This window comes from Pontibacter harenae (assembly GCF_020907245.1).
GTDB lineage: Bacteria > Bacteroidota > Bacteroidia > Cytophagales > Hymenobacteraceae > Pontibacter > Pontibacter harenae.
Map to the genome: position 1 here is coordinate 74,724 of NZ_JAJJWH010000018.1, position 17,276 is coordinate 91,999.

Genomic DNA, 17,276 nt, shown 5'->3' on the forward strand with positions numbered 1-17,276 from the left:
TACTTAATGTTTGTTATTCAAAATCAAAGAAAATGAGAAGATACCTAAACATACTGTTCCTGCTGCTAACTATAGCTACAGTGGCTTGCCAAGAGCAAGCGCACGAGCATGGCGAGGCAGTGGAAACTACCTACACCTGCCCCATGCACCCCCAAATAGTGCAGTCGGAGCCTGGCTCCTGCCCTGTCTGCGGCATGGATTTGGTTTCTCTATCTGGCCCTGGCGAACCTATGGAGAGAACAGAGGACCTAAGTTATTTGCTCAGACCAGCGAACAGCACCATTATTTCATCAATAGCCACAGTTGAACCTGAATATAAATCGATGCAGACTTCTCTGGAGATGGAAGGAATTATTACCTACGATCCGCGACGGGTTTATAACATACCCGCCAGAATAGCTGGCCGAATCGAAAAGTTGTATGTAACCTATAATAATCAGCCTATCAGCAAAGGTCAAAAGCTAATGGAGATATATAGTCCTGAACTGGTTACTGCACAGCAAGAGCTGCTATACCTTGTAAAAAATTCTCCTGAAGATGTCCAGCTAATCGCTGCAGCGAAACAGAAACTCAGTTTTCTGGGAGCCACTCAGGCGCAGATTAACCGCCTGATTCGCACAGGTGAGGCAAGTTATACTTTCGCTTTGTACAGCCCTTACGATGGTTATGTGACAGAACTCAATACAGAAGCACCGACTGCAACTATTAGCCTGCCTAGCAGAACAGGTACGAGTGGCGGTGGCATGGATGCGATGGGCGGAGGCAGTACCCAAGGCATGAGCAGCAGGTCTTCTGCAGTTACAGGTTCTATGCAAAACCAGAGAATACAGCTAAGAGAAGGCATGTATGTGAATACAGGCCAAACTCTTTTTAGAGTTGTGAATACAGATCAGTTATGGGCAGAGTTTAATGTTCCTGCTGGTGAGATCAATTCATTAGCAAAAGGAGCTCCTGTACAAATAACATTCCCCCAAATTCCAGGCGAACATCTACAAGCCACAGTAGATTTAGTGCAGCCTTACTTCGAAGCTGGAGAAAATTTTGCAAAAGTACGTGTGTACCTGACAGGCCAACAGAAGTTAGCTATGGTAGGGCAACTGGTAAAAGGCCGCGCAAGCTATGCTACTGATTCTGCTCTTTGGATTCCTAGAGAGGCGGTGCTTGATCTTGGAACACAGTCGGTAGCTTTTAGAAAAGTGAACAGCGTGTTTGAACCTGTAGTTGTAACTACTGGCACAACTGAGGAAAGACAGGTTCAAGTGTTGTCTGGTCTGCAACAAGGAGAGGCAATTGCCGCAAACGCACAGTTCCTGGTCGATAGTGAAAGCTTTGTAAAAGTAAACAGGGAATAATTGGGAGGATGTATAGAGAAGATGATTTCCGAAACAGTATCATGTAAGAACTTCCCATTAGCCCTCATTTAAGAATCAGCAAACCATGAAAAGATACCTAAACATACTGTTCCTGCTGCTAACTATAGCTACAGTAGCCTGCCAAGAGCAAGCGCACGAGCATGTCGAAGCAGTGGAAACTACCTACACCTGCCCGATGCACCCGCAAATCGTGCAACAGGAACCTGGCTCCTGCCCTGTCTGTGGCATGGATCTGGTAACCATTTCACAATCAGGACAAAATGAGGGAGAGTTGATGCTTAGCGAGAGCCAGATGGCATTAGGAAATATTGCCGTTCAACAGGTAACATTAAGTTCCGTAGGCAATAATACTATTCTTACAGGCAGATTGGTGATAGACGAAACACAAACAGATATTATCAGTAGCCGCGCGGCTGGCCGCATAGAAAGGCTTTACCTAAAGGAAACTGGATTAAAAGTTCAGAAAGGTCAGCCGCTGTACGAACTTTATTCAGAAGAACTACTAACACTACAACGTGAGTATCTGCTGGCGCTAACGCAACACCAGGAATTAGGCGCTGAAAACCCACGTTTTGCCTCCTTTTTGGAAGCAGCCAAACAGAAACTACTGCTTTATGGATTAACTGAAGCTCAAATCAGAAGCCTCGCTAACTCAAAAAAATTAGATGCACGCGTTACTTTTGTGGCTTCTAGTTCTGGAGTGGTAACGGAGGTTGCAGCTGCTGAGGGGCAATATGTGGCGGAAGGTTCTATGCTTTACAGGCTCTCAGAACTAGATAAAATATGGCTCGAGGCTGAGTTGTACCCTCAGGAGGTAAACAATGCAACAATAGGTGACACCATTCATGTAGCTATTCAGGGTTTTATGCAGGAGCCGCTAACTGCCACCGTTACATTTATAAGTCCAGAGTTTAGGGCAGGAAGCCAGGTAGCCTTACTTCGGGCTGAGCTACCAAATCCAGATGGTCAACTTTTACCTGGTATGCAGGCTAGCGTTACCATAGGCGGCACCAGTGGTTCAACAACAGTAACTGTACCAACTGACGCCGTGATACGAGACGCTGAAGGTAACCATGTGTGGGTGCAAACAGGCGACCATACTTTTAAGGCACGCATGGTAACCTTAGGAGAAGAAAGCGCCGAACAAGTGGCCGTGCTTTCTGGGTTACAGCAAAACGATAAAGTTGTTACTTCTGGAGCTTACCTGCTTTACAGCGAGTATGTGCTTAAAAAGGGTGCTGAGCCAATGGCCAGTCACCAACACTAGATTAACAGAAACTGAAAAATTTATGAAATTGACTTAACACGTATGCTAAATAGAATCTAGCAAAACAACTAGTAGACAAACAAAAGGTGAATCAAAACAGATCGTAAGCTAGTAGTCTATAGTCTGCTACTTGTCTTCTTCGAACAAATGAATTATTAACTTTAAACTATATTTAACATGTTATTTAAAACTGAAATGAAAAAGACATTTTTAGCCGCTGCCATGGCAGCATTTTTACTTGCATCTTGCTCTGATAACAAGAAGGGCGCAACAGCTGAGACAGAAACTGCAAAACAGGAGCACGCTGACGGAATGCCGACAGCTGGAAGTATAGTAGTGGAAACTCCAGATTATAAGAATGTAAGTGCCTCTGTAAAAACGCAAGTATCTCAGGTGCTGGACCAATACTTGAAGCTTAAAAATGCTTTAGTAGAAGCAAATGCAGCAGATGCGCGTACAGCAGCTGGCGACATACTAACATTAGCGAATGCCATGCCTGTTGCCACCATTACGGGAGAGGAAAAAGCTTTTGCTGAGGAGAAAACTGCCGCGATCAAAGAAAGTGCCTCCCAAATATCTCAGGCTGCCGACATAAAGGCACAGCGCGAGCACCTGGAGCAACTTTCTAATGCGGTATATTCGCTCACAAAAGCATTTGGTGCAGCTGACCAAACACTTTACTACCAGCACTGCCCGATGGCACGTAATGACCAAGGTGGCTACTGGATTAGCACTAATGAAGAAATAAGAAACCCTTACTTTGGCGACGCTATGCTGAAGTGCGGTACAAATGAGGAAGTTTATAATTAATTTCTCTTCTATACCATAAACAGAAAGGCCTGTGTTGAAACCAACGCAGGCCTTTCTGTTTATAATCCATCGTTATAGTGCGATTTTATGCTCGGCCTGATAATTAACCATAGAATGAGGCTAATGGGCCATGACAACAAGGCTACCAACAAAGCAACCAGCCATCCTGGCTTTCCTCTTCTCTCAGCATCCTTATAAGACCATACAATACTCCAGATGTAGATGATCAGAATTACTAATCCAAGGAGTAGTCCGAAAATACCCATGCCAACAAAAAAATCCCCCATCATGTTTTCATCCATAGTTTTTATAGTTTTAATTATACTTCTTTTTTAACGGAGCATACTATATTTTGTTGAAACACAATTATATATAATGTTTTAACATTATATATAATTGTATGGTACATACTTGATGTTTACATCTTCTTACTTCTTATTAAATGCTAAAAGCTTAAATTAAGAGCTTTAGAAACGTCAAATTGAGCTTATATAAAACAAAGACTATTGTTGCTCAAAATTAAAACTTGCGTTACCTTTAGTCATGAAGGGCATGCAGAGGCTATGTGGGCAACATTAAAAAAGGTTGATTTATTTTCCTTTTGAATAATCTGCATTAAGTATTGCCACATTATATGACAATAAACCTACAAACCGTGCAACAGGCAGATATCACTAACACCCGAAGCTATTTGCATAACTTACTGGCTATCAGAGCAACAGAAAAGGGAATGCAATGGCTAGACCAAAAACTGGAGCAAGTAAGCAAGGCAGGAGCTGCAAAAGACTTTTATCTTGCTTTTAGTGCTGCGCCAAGGTTTATGGGCAAAAGCACTCTTGACCCAACCGAAGAAGAACTAGCAGCTGCAGCTGAACTTAGAGAAGGCTTCTACCCCGCAAACTGGACAGTAGACCAAACAGCACGCTCCCTACTCCTGCTCTCGCTTCCGCAGCTTGATAAAGAGGCCTTTCTTGAAAAAGTTAACATGCTGTTTAACACAGCAGATATGGGAGAGTTGGTGGCACTGTATGCTAGTTTACCGCTACTGCCCTATCCAGAAGCATTTGCAGACCGCGCGGCCGAGGGAATTCGCACGAACATGAGCAATGTGTTAGAGGCAGTTACTTTAGAAAATCCTTATCCTGCCGATTTTTTATCAGAAGGAGCCTGGAACCAGCTAGTGCTGAAGACACTTTTTGTAGGCAAGTCCCTGTATCGAATTTATGGTTTAGAGAGAAGAGCCAACCAAGCGCTAGCCAATACACTTTCTGATTACGCACACGAACGTTGGGCAGCAGGCAGACCCGTTACGCCTGAACTGTGGCGAACGGTAGGCCCTTTCATAGATGACAACATCCTAAACGACATAAGGCAGCTTTTTGAACATCCTGATGAGATACAGCACGAAGCAGCGGCACTAGCCTGTTCGCAAAGCAACCATGCAGGAGCAGAAGAACTGCTGAATCAGCATCCTCATTTAAAAGAAAAAATAAAATCAGGTAGCCTTACCTGGGATACGGTAGGTAAAAAAGCTTACGTCTAACTATAAATTATTTCTGAGACACTATTACATGAAAAACATGATGTTCCTCGATCCACACATCCATATGACCTCCCGCACCACCGACGATTATGAGCGAATGCGGCAGGCAGGAATTGTGGCAATTATAGAACCTGCATTCTGGCTTGGACAGCCACGCACAGAGCCTGGTTCTTTCAAAGATTATTTCAGCAGCCTGGTTGGTTGGGAGCGTTTCCGCGCCAGCCAATTCGGCATAAAGCATTACTGTACTATTGGTTTGAATTCAAAAGAAGCAAACAACGAAGCGTTGGCAGAACAGGTAATGGAGTTGCTTCCGCTGTTTGTTTGTAAAGAAGGCGTAGTAGGTGTTGGCGAGATTGGATACGACGACCAGACACCCGCAGAAGATAAATATTACAGACTGCAGTTAGAATTGGCCAAAGAAGTGAACATGCCCGTGCAGATTCACACACCGCACCGCGACAAGAAGTCGGGTACAATACGCAGTATGGAAGTTTGCCTGGAGCACGGTATTGAACCAGGTATGGTAATCGTAGATCACAATAACGAAGAAACTGTAAAAGATACGCTTGACAGAGGCTTCTGGGCTGCCTTCACTATTTATCCGCACTCTAAAATGGGCAACGAGCGCATGGTGGAGATTGTGAAGCAGTACGGTACTGAACGAATTATGATAAACAGTGCTGCTGACTGGGGCATCAGCGATCCGCTTTCTGTACCCAAAACTGCTTCGCTGATGCTGGAGCGTGGCATTTCGGAAGCCGATGTACGTATGGTTTGCTATCAAAATGCCCTTACTGCTTTCGGGCAGAGCGGGCAGATACAAGAAAGTGATTGGCTGGAGTCAACAAGCGTCGATCAACGTGAGAAATTCTCTAATAACTCGGTGCTAAGAGGCGGCCAGGCCCCCAAAGTAGGAGAAGTTGAATCATCAGGCGACTTGCCTTCTAACATAGTACGATGAGTAGAACGGCTGCTTATCTTAGGCTGATGCGCCCAGCCAACATTGTGACGGCTATTGCAGACATTGCACTAGGGTTTGCTGCCTCAGGAGCCTTGCTCGCTGTTCCATCTTGGGACTTAAGCGTGCTGGGCACTTCTTACATGCAAACACTTTACTGGCTCATTTTATCTACTATAGGCTTGTATGGCGGCGGTGTGGTATTTAACGATGTGTTTGATGCAGAACTTGATAGCGTGGAAAGGCCTGAGCGTCCTATACCAAGCGGACTGGCTACGATGCAGGGTGCCATAACGCTGGGGGCCATACTGCTGATCGGTGGCATAATTGCAGCCTGGCAAGTGTCGGGGCTAAGTGCTTTAATAGCAACTGCAGTAGCAGGTTTAGCCTTACTTTATGATTGGAAAGGAAAACACCAGCATATACTGGGGCCTGTGAACATGGGCGCCTGCCGCGGGGGTAATTTACTTTTAGGTGTGAGTGCTGTACCTGCCGCTGTGAGCGAACTGTGGTATCTGGCTCTTATTCCTGTTGTCTACATTTCTGCCATTACCATGATCAGTCGCGGCGAAGTACACGGTGGCAATCCTAAGGCTCTGAAAGGAGCTGTACTACTTTATGCCATTGTTATAGGTGGCATCGTGGCCCTTGCGTCGCTTCCAGACTTTACTATTTGGTATAGTCTGCCCTTTCTGCTGTTGTTTTGCTATCTTATATTTCCACCGTTATTTAAAGCCATACCAGCTCAGGAGCCACGCTTAATCATGAAAGCAGTAAAAGCTGGTGTTGTTGCTCTCATAGCGATGGATGCGAGCATAGCAGCTGGTTTTGCAGGCTGGCCTTACGGCTTGGCAGTTTTATTTCTATTGCCCATATCTATTCTTGTAGCGAAAAGCTTTGCTGTTACCTGATTTACAGGAAGGGAAACTTAAATGGCATGCCAGCAAGTTAAAAGCTTAGACGCAAAACAGACTGTGAAAGTCAAATTAAAGTTGGTTAGATAACGCTAGCCAAACACGTTTATCAGGTACAAAAATTACATAGCACAAATAACAAAGTGCTTTAAATTACCCTTGGCTAATATGAAACCGATTATACAAAACTTTCAGGTGCAGTTTAACTATGGCGTGTATTTTACAGAAGGCCTTTTTAATCCTGAGAACTCAATGCTGAAAGATGTGCTGCAACAGGATGGTAACACAGCACCTCGAAAAGTACTTTTTGTGATTGACAATGGTGTTGCCGAGGCGCACCCAAACCTGATAAATGCTATCTCCAGCTATGCTACTGTACATGCGGATACGCTGAAGCAGGTGGCCCCTCCTATGGTGGTAGCAGGCGGTGAAGTGGCCAAAAACGACAAGCAGCTAATGCAGGATTTGCTGGATGCGGTGAACGATTTCGGTGTTTGCCGACATTCTTATCTTATAGCCATTGGGGGTGGAGCAATTTTAGATATGGCAGGCTTTGCGGCGGCTGTTGCCCACAGAGGCATTCGCCATATCAGGATTCCTACTACGGTGCTGTCGCAGAACGACTCTGGCGTAGGTGTAAAGAATGGGGTAAATGCGTTCAATAAAAAGAACTTCCTGGGCACCTTTGCGCCACCTTTTGCTGTGATAAATGACAGCGAATTCCTGCTAACACTCGACGATAGGGATTGGCGTTCTGGAATTTCAGAAGCTATCAAAGTTGCTTTAATTAAAGACGCAGCCTTTTATAAGCAAATAAAGCAAAACGCTGAAAAATTAGCTTCACGTGATATGGAAGCTATGCAACAACTCATACATCGATGTGCGGAGATGCACGTAGAACACATAGGCGGCAAAGATCCGTTTGAAAAAGGTTCTTCCCGTCCGCTTGACTTTGGACATTGGGCAGCACACAAACTGGAGCAACTCACAAATTATTCAATTAGGCATGGCGAAGCTGTAGCCGTTGGTATTGCCCTGGATGTAGTATATTCAAAGCTGTCGGGTATGTTAAGCGAAGCAGAGACAGAAGACATACTTGTCCTGCTAAGCCAGCTTGGTTTCGATCTTTATGTGCCTGCACTTGCCGCTGTTACCGATGAGACAGACACGAAATTACACATATTGAAAGGCCTTACCGAATTCCAGGAGCATTTGGGCGGGCAGTTAACTATTATGCTATTAACAGAAATAGGCAAAGGCGTAGAAGTGCATGAAATAGATGGAGCTTTGGTAGCAAAAGCAGTAGAAGAACTCGCAGAAAAGCAAGGACAGCAAGCAGCGCTAACCTCTAATAAAGCTTAACATGCTTCGTTAATGTAAATATTCATTCCTGTTTCTCTGCTTCTTAAACGCTATACCTGCAAACTATGTACCTGAACCGACAATACCATTTATCTTATTGTACCAACATACACCAAGGCGAAACTTGGGATGAAGTTTTCCAGAGCCTTAAGGAGTATTTCCCTCCGCTCAAACAGCAGCTTTCACCAGACCAGCCTTTAGGCATCGGGCTGCGGCTGTCAGACTTAGCCAGCAGAGAATTGATGGAGGGTGAAGAACTATTCAATTTTAAAGCATGGCTACAGGAGCAAGGTCTGTACGTCTTTACGATGAACGGATTCCCCTTCGGAGGCTTCCATAAACAGGTAGTGAAGGATGATGTACACCAACCTGACTGGACAACAAAAACCAGAGTAGCTTATACAATAAGGCTCGCTCATATATTGAGCATGTTACTTCCTAAGGGTGTAGAAGGCGGCATCTCCACCTCGCCCCTCTCCTATAAGCCCTGGTACACTGGCAAGCAAGAGGCATATAATGAAACCACCAGAACTGCTACAGAAAATTTGGTTGAGGTTGTAGCAGAATTGATCAGTATAAAATCTGTTACTGGTAAAAGTATACATATTGATATAGAACCAGAGCCAGATGGCTTTCTGGAAAACAGCCATGAGTTTATAAGCTTTTATACCAATCAGCTTATTCCCGTTGGTGTAGAAAAATTAAAACAAGAGCTTTCAGCAGCAGAGGTTACAGAAGCCATTAAAGAGCACATTCAGCTTTGCTACGATGTCTGCCACTTTGCCCTCGCCTATGAAAAGCCAGCCGAAACTTTCGATAAGTTGAAAGAAGCAGGTATTAAGGTCGGTAAAATTCAGCTAAGCGCCGCCCTGAAGGTGACTTTGCCAAACAATGTTACAGACAAAGCAGCTGTAGCAGAAAGGTTGGCAGCCTTTGTAGAACCAACATACCTTCACCAGGTTGTAGAAAGGGGCGCAGACAACAAACTGACCCAATATCCTGACTTGCCACAAGCCCTGGCGCAAATAAATAAACCTGATGCCGAAGAATGGCGCATTCACTTCCATGTGCCGCTTTTTACCGACTCCTACAACGGCTTGCTCTCCACCCAGGGAGACATTAAAGCTGTATTGGATATACTTAAACAGGAACAACTGACTCAGCACCTGGAAGTAGAAACGTATACTTGGGATGTGCTGCCACAGGATCTAAAAAAAGAACTGCACGACTCCATTCAGCGAGAGATGGAATGGGTAATTGAAAATTTGAAGTAGAAAACTATGCAGAAAACGGTAGTTATAGATGTAGTAGGTTTAACTAGATCACTTATCGGCAAAAACACGCCTTTCTTGGCCAAATGGACGGCTGATGCACAGGCTTCTTTGATTGAGCCCATGGTGCCAGGCCTTACCTGCGCCACACAATCTACTTATATAACAGGTAAATGGCCAAAAGAGCATGGCATTGTTGCGAACGGTTGGTACTTTCGCGACGAAGATGAAGTGAAGCTCTGGCGACAGTCTAACAAGCTGGTGCAGGCTCCAAAGGTGTGGGATATTGCCAAAGCACAAAACCCGAACTTTACAGTAGCCAATATGGGCTGGTGGTACAACATGAATACCGCCGCCGACTACACCTTAACACCACGCCCGCAGTACCTGGCTGATGGCCGCAAACTCCCTGACTGCTATACCCAACCAGCTGACCTTCGGGACAAACTACAGGCACAATTAGGCACCTTTCCGCTGTTTAACTATTGGGGACCAAAGACCTCCATTGTATCAAGTAAATGGATTGCAGATGCGTCTAAGATTACAGATAACCTGTACAACCCCACGCTTACACTCATTTACCTGCCGCACTTAGACTACAACCTTCAGCGCCTCGGCCCTGACCAAAATGCACCTCGTTTAGCGCAGGACCTGCAGGAAATAGATGCTGTTTGCGCCGACCTTATCCAGTTTTATGAAGAAAGAGGTGCACACGTCATTGTGCTGTCAGAGTATGGCATTACATCAGTAAACAACCCAGTGCACATCAATCGGGTGCTGCGAGAGCATGGGTACATAGCAGTGCGTGAAGAACGCGGCACAGAACTGTTAGATACAGCCATGAGCAAAGCTTTTGCTGTGGCCGATCATCAGGTGGCGCATGTTTACGTGCAGAACCCTGCGAATATAGCCAAAGTGAAGAAGCTCCTGCAGCAGGTACCTGGCATAGCAGAAGTGCTTGAGGGTGATGAACGAAACAAATACCACCTGGCCCACGAACGTTGCGGAGAACTGATGGCAGTAGCAGACCAAAACTCCTGGTTTACCTACTATTTCTGGCTGAACGATAAAAAGGCACCTGACTATGCCCGCATGGTAGACATCCATAAAAAGCCAGGCTACGACCCCGTAGAAATGTTTGCTGACCCGAACATCAAGTTTCTGATGCCTTTGGTTGCAGGTAAAGTACTGAAGAAGAAACTCGGCTTCCGAATGGTCATGGATATTATTCCGCTCGATGCAACTCTTATAAAAGGGTCTCATGGAAGGATTCCTGACGATAAAAACGAATGGCCAGTGCTCTTCACTAAAAACGCTAGTCAACCACTTCCTGCCACTATAGCAGCGACTGACGTTATAAATGTGATGCTATCGCAACTAAATCTGAAACCTACTACTTCAGCAGAAGTTACTGCTTAGAAAAAGCAGTACATGTAGAATGTACATGCTTCTGTCATTTAGAACAGAACGAGAAATCTGGACGTACTGTATGTAATTTTCAGATTTCTCCTGATGGTCGAAATGACAAAACTCATGACCATTGAGCTTAAAAGTTTAGGATTTAATTTTATATCCACACCTAATTTGACTTTACTTCTGCTTACTCCTCTTAATCATATCAATCACCAAGCCAGACTAGGTAAAGTTTTCGGCGCCGTAACCTTCCCCTGTAAAAGGGTTGTAGTATTCTCTAAATCCGCTCTTAGTGATTAACTGCTTCACGCTTTGCAAAAGCTTATCTGCTTCCTGCACGTATCCTTTTTTTAGCAGAAACTTATGTAAAAACCAATTAAACAGCACCCAAGTAGGACCCCGCCAGATATAGACAGATTCCTTCGGTTCAAAAGCAGGATCGTCTTTGGAAAGTGACGGCAACGGATACGGAACATCAAAACCGTCCTCAGAGAAAAGATGCTTCTCCAATACCGCCTCACACACCTCTTGGGGTACATGTTGTAACAACACTGGGAAAAGTATGGTAGCAGTGTTTATCTTCAGCTTTCGCTGCTCACGGCCAGCCAAATCATAAAAGCTTTGGCTTCTGAATCATACATACGCGTGAAAATACTTTCTTCTGTTTGGCGACAACGGGCGCGGAAAATAGAAGCATCCGCATCACCAGCAAGTTCGCAAAGCTTAGCCATAGAATCCAGGCTTTGCGCATAGATCGTGTTGAAGGCTGCATCCTTAACAAGAAACCTGTCCTGCCTATAGATCTTTTGAAGATTGTAGTTAGCGAAAAAGTTGCCTGCATCTACCTGCATCACCTTCAGGAAAAGACGCCAGTTGGCTCGCCCCTTAAAGCCCACCACAGGATCAAAACTAGCTTTCCAATCCATGCCTGATTCATAGGGCGAAATAATGGATAGTAGCCCCTCCTGCTCAAAATCACGGTTATGGGCAATCCAGTTGTAATAGGCCTTTAGTTTTGATAGTAGTTCTCGCACAAAATTTAAGTCGGAACTACACTCATAAATTCGCTCCACTACTTGTGCTACAATGGGAGGCTGCACTAAAGCAGACATGTGTGGCTTGTGCAGGTGCCACAGTGAGGCAGGCTTAAGCTGAAAGAAGTCTGTTACTCTAGCAGGCATCAGCCGCTTCCAATAGTTCATGTGACCTACGAACCCAGTCTCCTCCTACAACAGGAAAAATGTGCGAATGTGCTTCTTTGCCATCTCATAGTCGCCCAAAGCGGTAAGCGTAAGGGCATGAAAACAGGTATCCCAGAAGTACTGAAAAGGATAGGTGCCAGGCGAAGGTTTAGTATAATGAAAAGTATAACCGCCGTTATGGCCCTCAATCTTGTTGTTATACAGCAGCTTTCGCACCTGCTGTTCTATCTCCTCGTCTGACAATACCTGACCTCCCTGCTGTTTAGGACTCTCTTTCAACTGTTTTCGCTGTACCTGTTCCGTCTCTTATTATTTAATGTATTCATCCCAACCTGCATAATTTTGAGTTTTTGGCCCTACTGGTATAGACAAACCAGCTACTACAAGTCCTAACACTAAACCCGTAATCCTTAACTCTAAAGGGCTATCCTGCAAAAACCAGGGAAAAGCGGCTACAGCCAAACCTAATAGTACGTTCAGGTAACGCATCAGGCGCAGCGGCTCTCCCATACTAAAAACAGACATAACTATAATTAACGCACCTCCCAAATGGAATACATTTGCTACGCGCTCATGAATGTTAACCCCAAAAACACCTGGAGCCGCCATCAGGGTACACCCAGTAACGTGGTTACAACCAAGGTCCAGGGGAGGCTTATGCCCCAGATAGAAGCGCTGTAAACGCTGCCTGGCTTTTGAGGGAACATCATCATTTCAGGAGCTTCGTCCTTAGCATCACTCTCTATGTTGCCGCCTTTTTGAAAATCCTCCAGAAGCTCTCCCCCTGCTTTACTTTCATTTTCATGAACTGCCCCATTGCAATCACTTCATCCACCTCCAAGGGTATCATAGGCAACATAATAAGCGCTGCCAATAGGCAGAACGTGCACCAGGCACCAACTATGACTGGCTGGCTGATAACAAGAAGGATGTGTACCATGCCCAGCGGAATAACAAGTATACCAAAGATGGCAACCATCCAGGGCATGGTGCGCCAGCGGGATGGAGCGCCCATCCACCCCATCAGGAACTCGAGAGTATATGCAAGGGCACCCAAGCCTGCATCTGAAACAGGCATACTATGCGACATAGCCGAATTTAGCACACGCTCGCTCTGCGCCCCGAAAAAAGGATCCCACACCGAATCGATGTACCCAAGTTGAAATGCTGCCAGGTAGCGGGATACAACCCACCCCACAAAACCCAGCACAATCATAATCCAACGCTGTGGCCAGCTAGAAGGGTTATAGCTCCAATCTGGAGGCGTATCTGGCCCCATTTTCATGTACATAATCATGTTCGGCATGCCTGGTATCAGTATGGTTAGGGCAATGATAAATGCACCCACCATGGTATCGTTGAGGTAAGCAACAGCAGAAGGTGACCAAAACAAGATCGGAGCCATCGTTAACCAAATACCTATAAAGCAACAGATCCAAATGCTGACAGGTCGGTTTGGAGTAAGGCCGCGCCAGCCAAAGAAAATAAGCAAGGCTCCGCTGATAATGTCACTCCACTTCATAAAGAGGATTCGCTGCTCTAACGAAAGCCAAACGGTCCTACCTCCAGAAGGAGCTACCGTACCAATGCTGTAGTCGAAAGTGAGCGGTGACAGCAGCACCCAAGCCCCTAGTAGAATAATCATCCAATACACCCACAGTGTTTGCATGTGGTGCATGTGCAGCATCTTCTCACGCATCTCAGGCGATATCATCATCTTGCCGCCTTTGTCGTGCCCGTTTTCGTGCTTTTCCTTATGCTGATCATTGTGGCCGTCTTCATGCATCTTTTGGTTGTGCTGCCGCAGCTGCTTCTCAGCCATGGGGCGCGTTACCCCACGCATGCCCATGCCTCCGTTCTGATGCTCTTGCTCCTTATGCTTATGGTTTTTATTTTCCATTCAAGAATGCTTTTACATGTTCTCACATCAAAACTTCTTATACGACATAGTTTCACACAGGATAATTTAAGGATTATTTGTACTATTGTAATTAGCCGTTCAAGTACTAGTAGGCGCACTAACATAAGCCTTTAAAGTGCGTAAAGAAGATACGTTGTTCGTATACAATGGAAACAAATCAATTTATAGCTATGGGACTGAAAGACATTATAAATAAGGCTAAGAAGGAAATAAAGGTGCTACAGGGAGAGGAAACGAAAGACAAGCTTTTCACCAATGAAAACACTTATCCTGATGAGGCAACAGCAAAGAAAGAGTTTGAAAGAGCTAAGCGTAAACTTTTCAATATAGATGGTTGGTCTGACCTAGAGGGAATAAGTTCTACATTTATGCTATATGATAACCGTGGACGAAGAACTACGGCCTTAGAGCCTGAAGTAGGATATTATTTCAAAATAATTTTGCCAGCCTCTGATATAGAAAACTGGGTTAAAATAGCTGATATAACTGTTCAGGACGACATGGCCCAATTTGTGGTACACCCAAGTGAAAAACCGAAAGAGTTGGGTGGAGATGAAGAAGTGATAGAACATTTCTTCATGAAAGAGGCCAGTAGTACCTTTAAGGTAGAAAGGCAAGGCAACAAACTAATTGGGTACGAGATTGGTAAACACGAAGGTATAAATAACCAAGACGAAGAAGCAGGCGACAGAGCTATGTTAAATACTGTTGTCTCGGAAGGTGGTTGGGCTGGCTTCCAGGATATTCAATGGGATAATCTTACCCGTTACCTTGTGCATCTGGATGAAGCAAAAAAAGATAATGATTAATTAAGGTGCTGGGTGGCATCTGAAGGAAAGATGTCACCCAGCACCTACAAATATCAATCGCGCCTCTTAAACAGGTTTACAAGAGGTTTTAGAGCTGCAAAATTAATGGCAGCACCTGCCACACAGTAAATACATACTTTTTTCTGAACGGCTGTCATCGTGTACATGTATTGAGCTGCTCCTACGGCTTGGCCAAGCACTATCCCTCCAAGTAACACATCCAATATTCTCGACTGCTTTTTAAACCTTGTAGCGGCCACGGCAAGTGCCATAGTCGCAGCATATCCTCCTAAACTGATTACGCCGTCTGGCAGGCCCAGCAGTACGGCATCTTTAGAAGTATTAACTTTTTCTGTGTCGAATAATTTGCCTGGCACGTCTGGCAGTTTTTTTATGTACCCCATCTGGAACAGAGAAATTAGGCTAAAATCTACGATACCTGCCGCCGCCAATGCAGCAATTTGGCGGCGATATTGTGTTGCTTCACTACTGTCGCTCCGCATCTTATCTATTACGCTTGTCTCTTCTTTCATAGCTTCATTTTATTAATGCTTACGCCTTAAAACAACAGGAGTTCATCTGTGGTTAGCGGTAATATCAAATCAAAGAATATCTGTATAAGTCAAAACACTAACTGCAACTGCTATTCTGCTCAGCAATTTTACACATACCAAAAACTCTTTCTTTAATGAAACAAGTGATACGATAACTCCTTTTGTAACAAAGGCGTAAGTACAGCAATAAATTAGGAACAGAGAACTATGAAACAAAAAGAAGCACATAATACAAAAAGCCGAGGCGTTGTAGTGGTAACAGGCGCTTCGGCAGGTCTTGGTCGTACTATTGCGCGAGAGTTCGCAAAAGAAGGGTACGACCTGGCTTTGCTAGCCAGAGGCAAAGAAGGCCTTAAGGGAGCCAAAAGAGAAGTAGAAGAAATGGGAAGAAGAGCTGTATACTTCCAGGTTGATGTAGCTGATGCTCAGGCTGTAGAAGAGGCCGCCGCGAAAACTGAAGAGCAGTTAGGCGAAATAACCATATGGGTAAACAACGCCATGAACAGCGTTTTCAGCCCTGTGAAAGAAATGGAGCCAGCTGACTACAAAAGGGTAACGGAGGTAACTTACCTGGGCCAGGTTTATGGTACGCTATCAGCGCTAAAAAGAATGCTGCCAAGGGACCGTGGATCTATCATTCTAGTTGGGTCTGCTCTTGCCTACCGTGGTATACCTTTACAGTCAGCTTACTGCGGCTCTAAGCATGCCATAGAAGGCTTCTTTGATTCTTTGCGTGCTGAACTGATACATGATAAAAGTAAGGTAAAAGTAACGATGGTGCAGCTACCTGCTATGAACACCACACAGTTTGGTTTTGTGAAAACGCGCCTGCCGAACAAACCAAAACCAATGGGCAAGATATACCAGCCTGAAGTAGCAGCCAGAGCTATTGTGTTTGCAGCACACAATAATCGTAGAGAGATATTTGTAGGTTATCCTACCGTACAGGCAATTGTAGGAGATAAGATTGCCCCAGGCCTAGGAGATTATGTGTTAGCAAAGGGTGGCATCAAGGGCCAGCAGACAGATGTGCCTGAAGATCCGAACCGCAAGCACAACTTATGGGAACCTATACCTGGCGACCATGGTGCCCACGGAACCTTTGGTGACCAATCTACAAACTTTAGCCCTGAACTATGGGTAAGCATGAACAGAAATAAATTATTGGCAGGTGCATTGGCTATAGGAGGATTAGTATTAGGACGTATGTTAGCCAATAAAGATGATTAACAGGTAAAAAAATAAGCCTTCTGGGCAGCATTGGCTAAGATGCTGCCCAGAAGGCTTATTCTAAAGCACTAGCAATATAAGCTAGTGAAATAAGAGAAAGAGTGAATTACTGCAGTAGTGACATCCTACTGCAAAACAGAATACAGTTTTCTAGACTTAACACTCAAAGAAAACCATTCATAGTTGTTTTTAAGTGAATAAAAATTACTGCCTTCTACTACTCCGTTCATACCTCTTTCGGTAAGAACATCTGCCAAAGCCTGATCTTTTACATCAAAAGAATCATAAACAAGTCCCTCTTTAATGAAAGAACATGTGATGCCTGAGTTGTGATTTTTGAAAATAAGTGTGTTACTGTTTTCTAGCCCTTTGTGTAGTCTGTCTAACTCTTCCATAAATGCGTTGTTTAAATACAGTTTAAATTACAAAATAATTCAATTAAATGTAAAATTGTTTAAGTAAAAAGCAATAAAAACTTAGTAAAAATAAGATTTATGCACTTTTGTATCACTTTACCAACTATGAATTGCACTAAATAAAATGTATTATAGGTTATTAAGGCTAATTTTTGAACGCTTCCGTTGTATCTAAAACCACGCGTTACTCCCAATGCCGTCAACTTAAGGATTTACAGTACTGGTCTTTT

17 protein-coding genes and 1 pseudogene are annotated in these 17,276 nt (G+C 44.4%); 11 read left to right on the forward strand and 7 right to left on the reverse strand.

Annotation, left to right across the window (positions count from 1 at the left end):
• Positions 1 to 32 precede the first annotated feature (32 nt).
• The 3 genes from LN893_RS11285 to LN893_RS11295 all read left to right on the forward strand — a co-directional run bounded on the left by LN893_RS11285 (position 33) and on the right by LN893_RS11295 (position 3,450).
• On the forward strand, positions 33 to 1,352 hold the full coding sequence (locus LN893_RS11285; RefSeq protein WP_229969974.1) for a heavy metal-binding domain-containing protein: 1,320 nt from the start codon (positions 33 to 35) through the stop codon (positions 1,350 to 1,352).
• An 85-nt stretch (positions 1,353 to 1,437) separates the two neighbouring features.
• Positions 1,438 to 2,640 carry an efflux RND transporter periplasmic adaptor subunit gene (locus tag LN893_RS11290; protein WP_229969976.1) on the forward strand — a complete coding sequence of 401 codons (1,203 nt, stop codon included), beginning with the start codon at positions 1,438 to 1,440 and terminating at the stop codon, positions 2,638 to 2,640.
• 195 nt (positions 2,641 to 2,835) lie between these two features.
• Complete coding sequence (locus LN893_RS11295) at positions 2,836 to 3,450, forward strand: DUF3347 domain-containing protein (RefSeq protein ID WP_229969979.1); 615 nt, start codon at positions 2,836 to 2,838, stop codon at positions 3,448 to 3,450.
• 59 nt (positions 3,451 to 3,509) lie between these two features.
• Here the strand turns inward: LN893_RS11295 and LN893_RS11300 are convergent, their stop codons facing one another.
• Positions 3,510 to 3,740 (reverse strand): hypothetical protein, encoded by a 231-nt coding sequence (locus LN893_RS11300; protein ID WP_229969981.1) that lies wholly within the window; start codon positions 3,738 to 3,740, stop codon positions 3,510 to 3,512.
• A 344-nt stretch (positions 3,741 to 4,084) separates the two neighbouring features.
• Between LN893_RS11300 and LN893_RS11305 the strand changes: the two genes are divergently transcribed.
• The 6 genes from LN893_RS11305 to LN893_RS11330 all read left to right on the forward strand — a co-directional run bounded on the left by LN893_RS11305 (position 4,085) and on the right by LN893_RS11330 (position 10,920).
• Positions 4,085 to 4,993 (forward strand): EboA domain-containing protein, encoded by a 909-nt coding sequence (locus tag LN893_RS11305; RefSeq protein WP_229969983.1) that lies wholly within the window; start codon positions 4,085 to 4,087, stop codon positions 4,991 to 4,993.
• Between the two features lie 28 nt (positions 4,994 to 5,021).
• Complete coding sequence (locus LN893_RS11310; protein WP_229969986.1) at positions 5,022 to 5,957, forward strand: TatD family hydrolase; 936 nt, start codon at positions 5,022 to 5,024, stop codon at positions 5,955 to 5,957.
• The gene (eboC, locus tag LN893_RS11315) at positions 5,954 to 6,865 is read left to right on the forward strand and encodes a UbiA-like protein EboC (protein WP_229969988.1); all 912 of its coding nucleotides are present in this window, start codon (positions 5,954 to 5,956) and stop codon (positions 6,863 to 6,865) included. The genes LN893_RS11310 and eboC overlap by 4 nt, the downstream gene beginning before the upstream one ends.
• Before the next feature lie 171 nt (positions 6,866 to 7,036).
• The gene (locus LN893_RS11320) at positions 7,037 to 8,230 is read left to right on the forward strand and encodes a 3-dehydroquinate synthase (protein ID WP_229969990.1); all 1,194 of its coding nucleotides are present in this window, start codon (positions 7,037 to 7,039) and stop codon (positions 8,228 to 8,230) included.
• 65 nt (positions 8,231 to 8,295) lie between these two features.
• Positions 8,296 to 9,504 (forward strand): metabolite traffic protein EboE, encoded by a 1,209-nt coding sequence (gene eboE, locus LN893_RS11325; protein WP_229969992.1) that lies wholly within the window; start codon positions 8,296 to 8,298, stop codon positions 9,502 to 9,504.
• A gap of 6 nt (positions 9,505 to 9,510) precedes the next feature.
• Complete coding sequence (locus LN893_RS11330) at positions 9,511 to 10,920, forward strand: alkaline phosphatase family protein (RefSeq protein ID WP_229969994.1); 1,410 nt, start codon at positions 9,511 to 9,513, stop codon at positions 10,918 to 10,920.
• Positions 10,921 to 11,136: 216 nt separating this feature from the next.
• On the opposite strand, the pseudogene LN893_RS20950 reads toward LN893_RS11330, so the two are convergent.
• From LN893_RS20950 to LN893_RS11355, 4 genes and pseudogenes are all read right to left on the reverse strand, one after another.
• A pseudogene (locus LN893_RS20950) lies at positions 11,137 to 12,116 on the reverse strand (MGH1-like glycoside hydrolase domain-containing protein).
• Positions 12,117 to 12,140: 24 nt separating this feature from the next.
• The gene (locus tag LN893_RS11345; RefSeq protein WP_229970002.1) at positions 12,141 to 12,395 is read right to left on the reverse strand and encodes a hypothetical protein; all 255 of its coding nucleotides are present in this window, start codon (positions 12,393 to 12,395) and stop codon (positions 12,141 to 12,143) included.
• A 30-nt stretch (positions 12,396 to 12,425) separates the two neighbouring features.
• Positions 12,426 to 12,725 (reverse strand): SPW repeat domain-containing protein, encoded by a 300-nt coding sequence (locus LN893_RS11350; RefSeq protein WP_229970004.1) that lies wholly within the window; start codon positions 12,723 to 12,725, stop codon positions 12,426 to 12,428.
• Positions 12,726 to 12,858: 133 nt separating this feature from the next.
• The gene (locus LN893_RS11355; protein WP_229970007.1) at positions 12,859 to 14,016 is read right to left on the reverse strand and encodes a vitamin K epoxide reductase family protein; all 1,158 of its coding nucleotides are present in this window, start codon (positions 14,014 to 14,016) and stop codon (positions 12,859 to 12,861) included.
• Between the two features lie 191 nt (positions 14,017 to 14,207).
• On the opposite strand from LN893_RS11355, the gene LN893_RS11360 reads away from it, so the two are divergent.
• Positions 14,208 to 14,846 (forward strand): hypothetical protein, encoded by a 639-nt coding sequence (locus LN893_RS11360; RefSeq protein ID WP_229970009.1) that lies wholly within the window; start codon positions 14,208 to 14,210, stop codon positions 14,844 to 14,846.
• A gap of 53 nt (positions 14,847 to 14,899) precedes the next feature.
• Here the strand turns inward: LN893_RS11360 and LN893_RS11365 are convergent, their stop codons facing one another.
• Entirely contained in the window at positions 14,900 to 15,379 is a 480-nt protein-coding gene (locus LN893_RS11365) for a vitamin K epoxide reductase family protein (RefSeq protein ID WP_229970011.1), read from the reverse strand.
• Between the two features lie 228 nt (positions 15,380 to 15,607).
• Between LN893_RS11365 and LN893_RS11370 the strand changes: the two genes are divergently transcribed.
• The gene (locus LN893_RS11370) at positions 15,608 to 16,630 is read left to right on the forward strand and encodes an SDR family oxidoreductase (RefSeq protein ID WP_229970012.1); all 1,023 of its coding nucleotides are present in this window, start codon (positions 15,608 to 15,610) and stop codon (positions 16,628 to 16,630) included.
• A gap of 125 nt (positions 16,631 to 16,755) precedes the next feature.
• Here LN893_RS11370 and LN893_RS11375 read toward each other — a convergent pair whose 3' ends face one another.
• Entirely contained in the window at positions 16,756 to 17,025 is a 270-nt protein-coding gene (locus tag LN893_RS11375) for a hypothetical protein (RefSeq protein WP_229970014.1), read from the reverse strand.
• Between the last annotated feature and the right edge of the window lie 251 nt (positions 17,026 to 17,276).

What these genes read in the sequence shown, in the direction of transcription:
- LN893_RS11285 (WP_229969974.1), top strand. Translation starts at nt 33, where the DNA reads ATGAGAAGATACCTAAACATACTGTTCCTGCTGCTAACTATAGCTACA.
- LN893_RS11290 (WP_229969976.1), top strand. Translation starts at nt 1,438, where the DNA reads ATGAAAAGATACCTAAACATACTGTTCCTGCTGCTAACTATAGCTACA.
- LN893_RS11295 (WP_229969979.1), top strand. Translation starts at nt 2,836, where the DNA reads ATGAAAAAGACATTTTTAGCCGCTGCCATGGCAGCATTTTTACTTGCA.
- LN893_RS11300 (WP_229969981.1), bottom strand. Translation starts at nt 3,740, where the DNA reads ATGATGGGGGATTTTTTTGTTGGCATGGGTATTTTCGGACTACTCCTT.
- LN893_RS11305 (WP_229969983.1), top strand. Translation starts at nt 4,085, where the DNA reads ATGACAATAAACCTACAAACCGTGCAACAGGCAGATATCACTAACACC.
- LN893_RS11310 (WP_229969986.1), top strand. Translation starts at nt 5,022, where the DNA reads ATGAAAAACATGATGTTCCTCGATCCACACATCCATATGACCTCCCGC.
- eboC (WP_229969988.1), top strand. Translation starts at nt 5,954, where the DNA reads ATGAGTAGAACGGCTGCTTATCTTAGGCTGATGCGCCCAGCCAACATT.
- LN893_RS11320 (WP_229969990.1), top strand. Translation starts at nt 7,037, where the DNA reads ATGAAACCGATTATACAAAACTTTCAGGTGCAGTTTAACTATGGCGTG.
- eboE (WP_229969992.1), top strand. Translation starts at nt 8,296, where the DNA reads ATGTACCTGAACCGACAATACCATTTATCTTATTGTACCAACATACAC.
- LN893_RS11330 (WP_229969994.1), top strand. Translation starts at nt 9,511, where the DNA reads ATGCAGAAAACGGTAGTTATAGATGTAGTAGGTTTAACTAGATCACTT.
- LN893_RS11350 (WP_229970004.1), bottom strand. Translation starts at nt 12,725, where the DNA reads ATGGCGGCTCCAGGTGTTTTTGGGGTTAACATTCATGAGCGCGTAGCA.
- LN893_RS11355 (WP_229970007.1), bottom strand. Translation starts at nt 14,016, where the DNA reads ATGGAAAATAAAAACCATAAGCATAAGGAGCAAGAGCATCAGAACGGA.
- LN893_RS11360 (WP_229970009.1), top strand. Translation starts at nt 14,208, where the DNA reads ATGGGACTGAAAGACATTATAAATAAGGCTAAGAAGGAAATAAAGGTG.
- LN893_RS11365 (WP_229970011.1), bottom strand. Translation starts at nt 15,379, where the DNA reads ATGAAAGAAGAGACAAGCGTAATAGATAAGATGCGGAGCGACAGTAGT.
- LN893_RS11370 (WP_229970012.1), top strand. Translation starts at nt 15,608, where the DNA reads ATGAAACAAAAAGAAGCACATAATACAAAAAGCCGAGGCGTTGTAGTG.
- LN893_RS11375 (WP_229970014.1), bottom strand. Translation starts at nt 17,025, where the DNA reads ATGGAAGAGTTAGACAGACTACACAAAGGGCTAGAAAACAGTAACACA.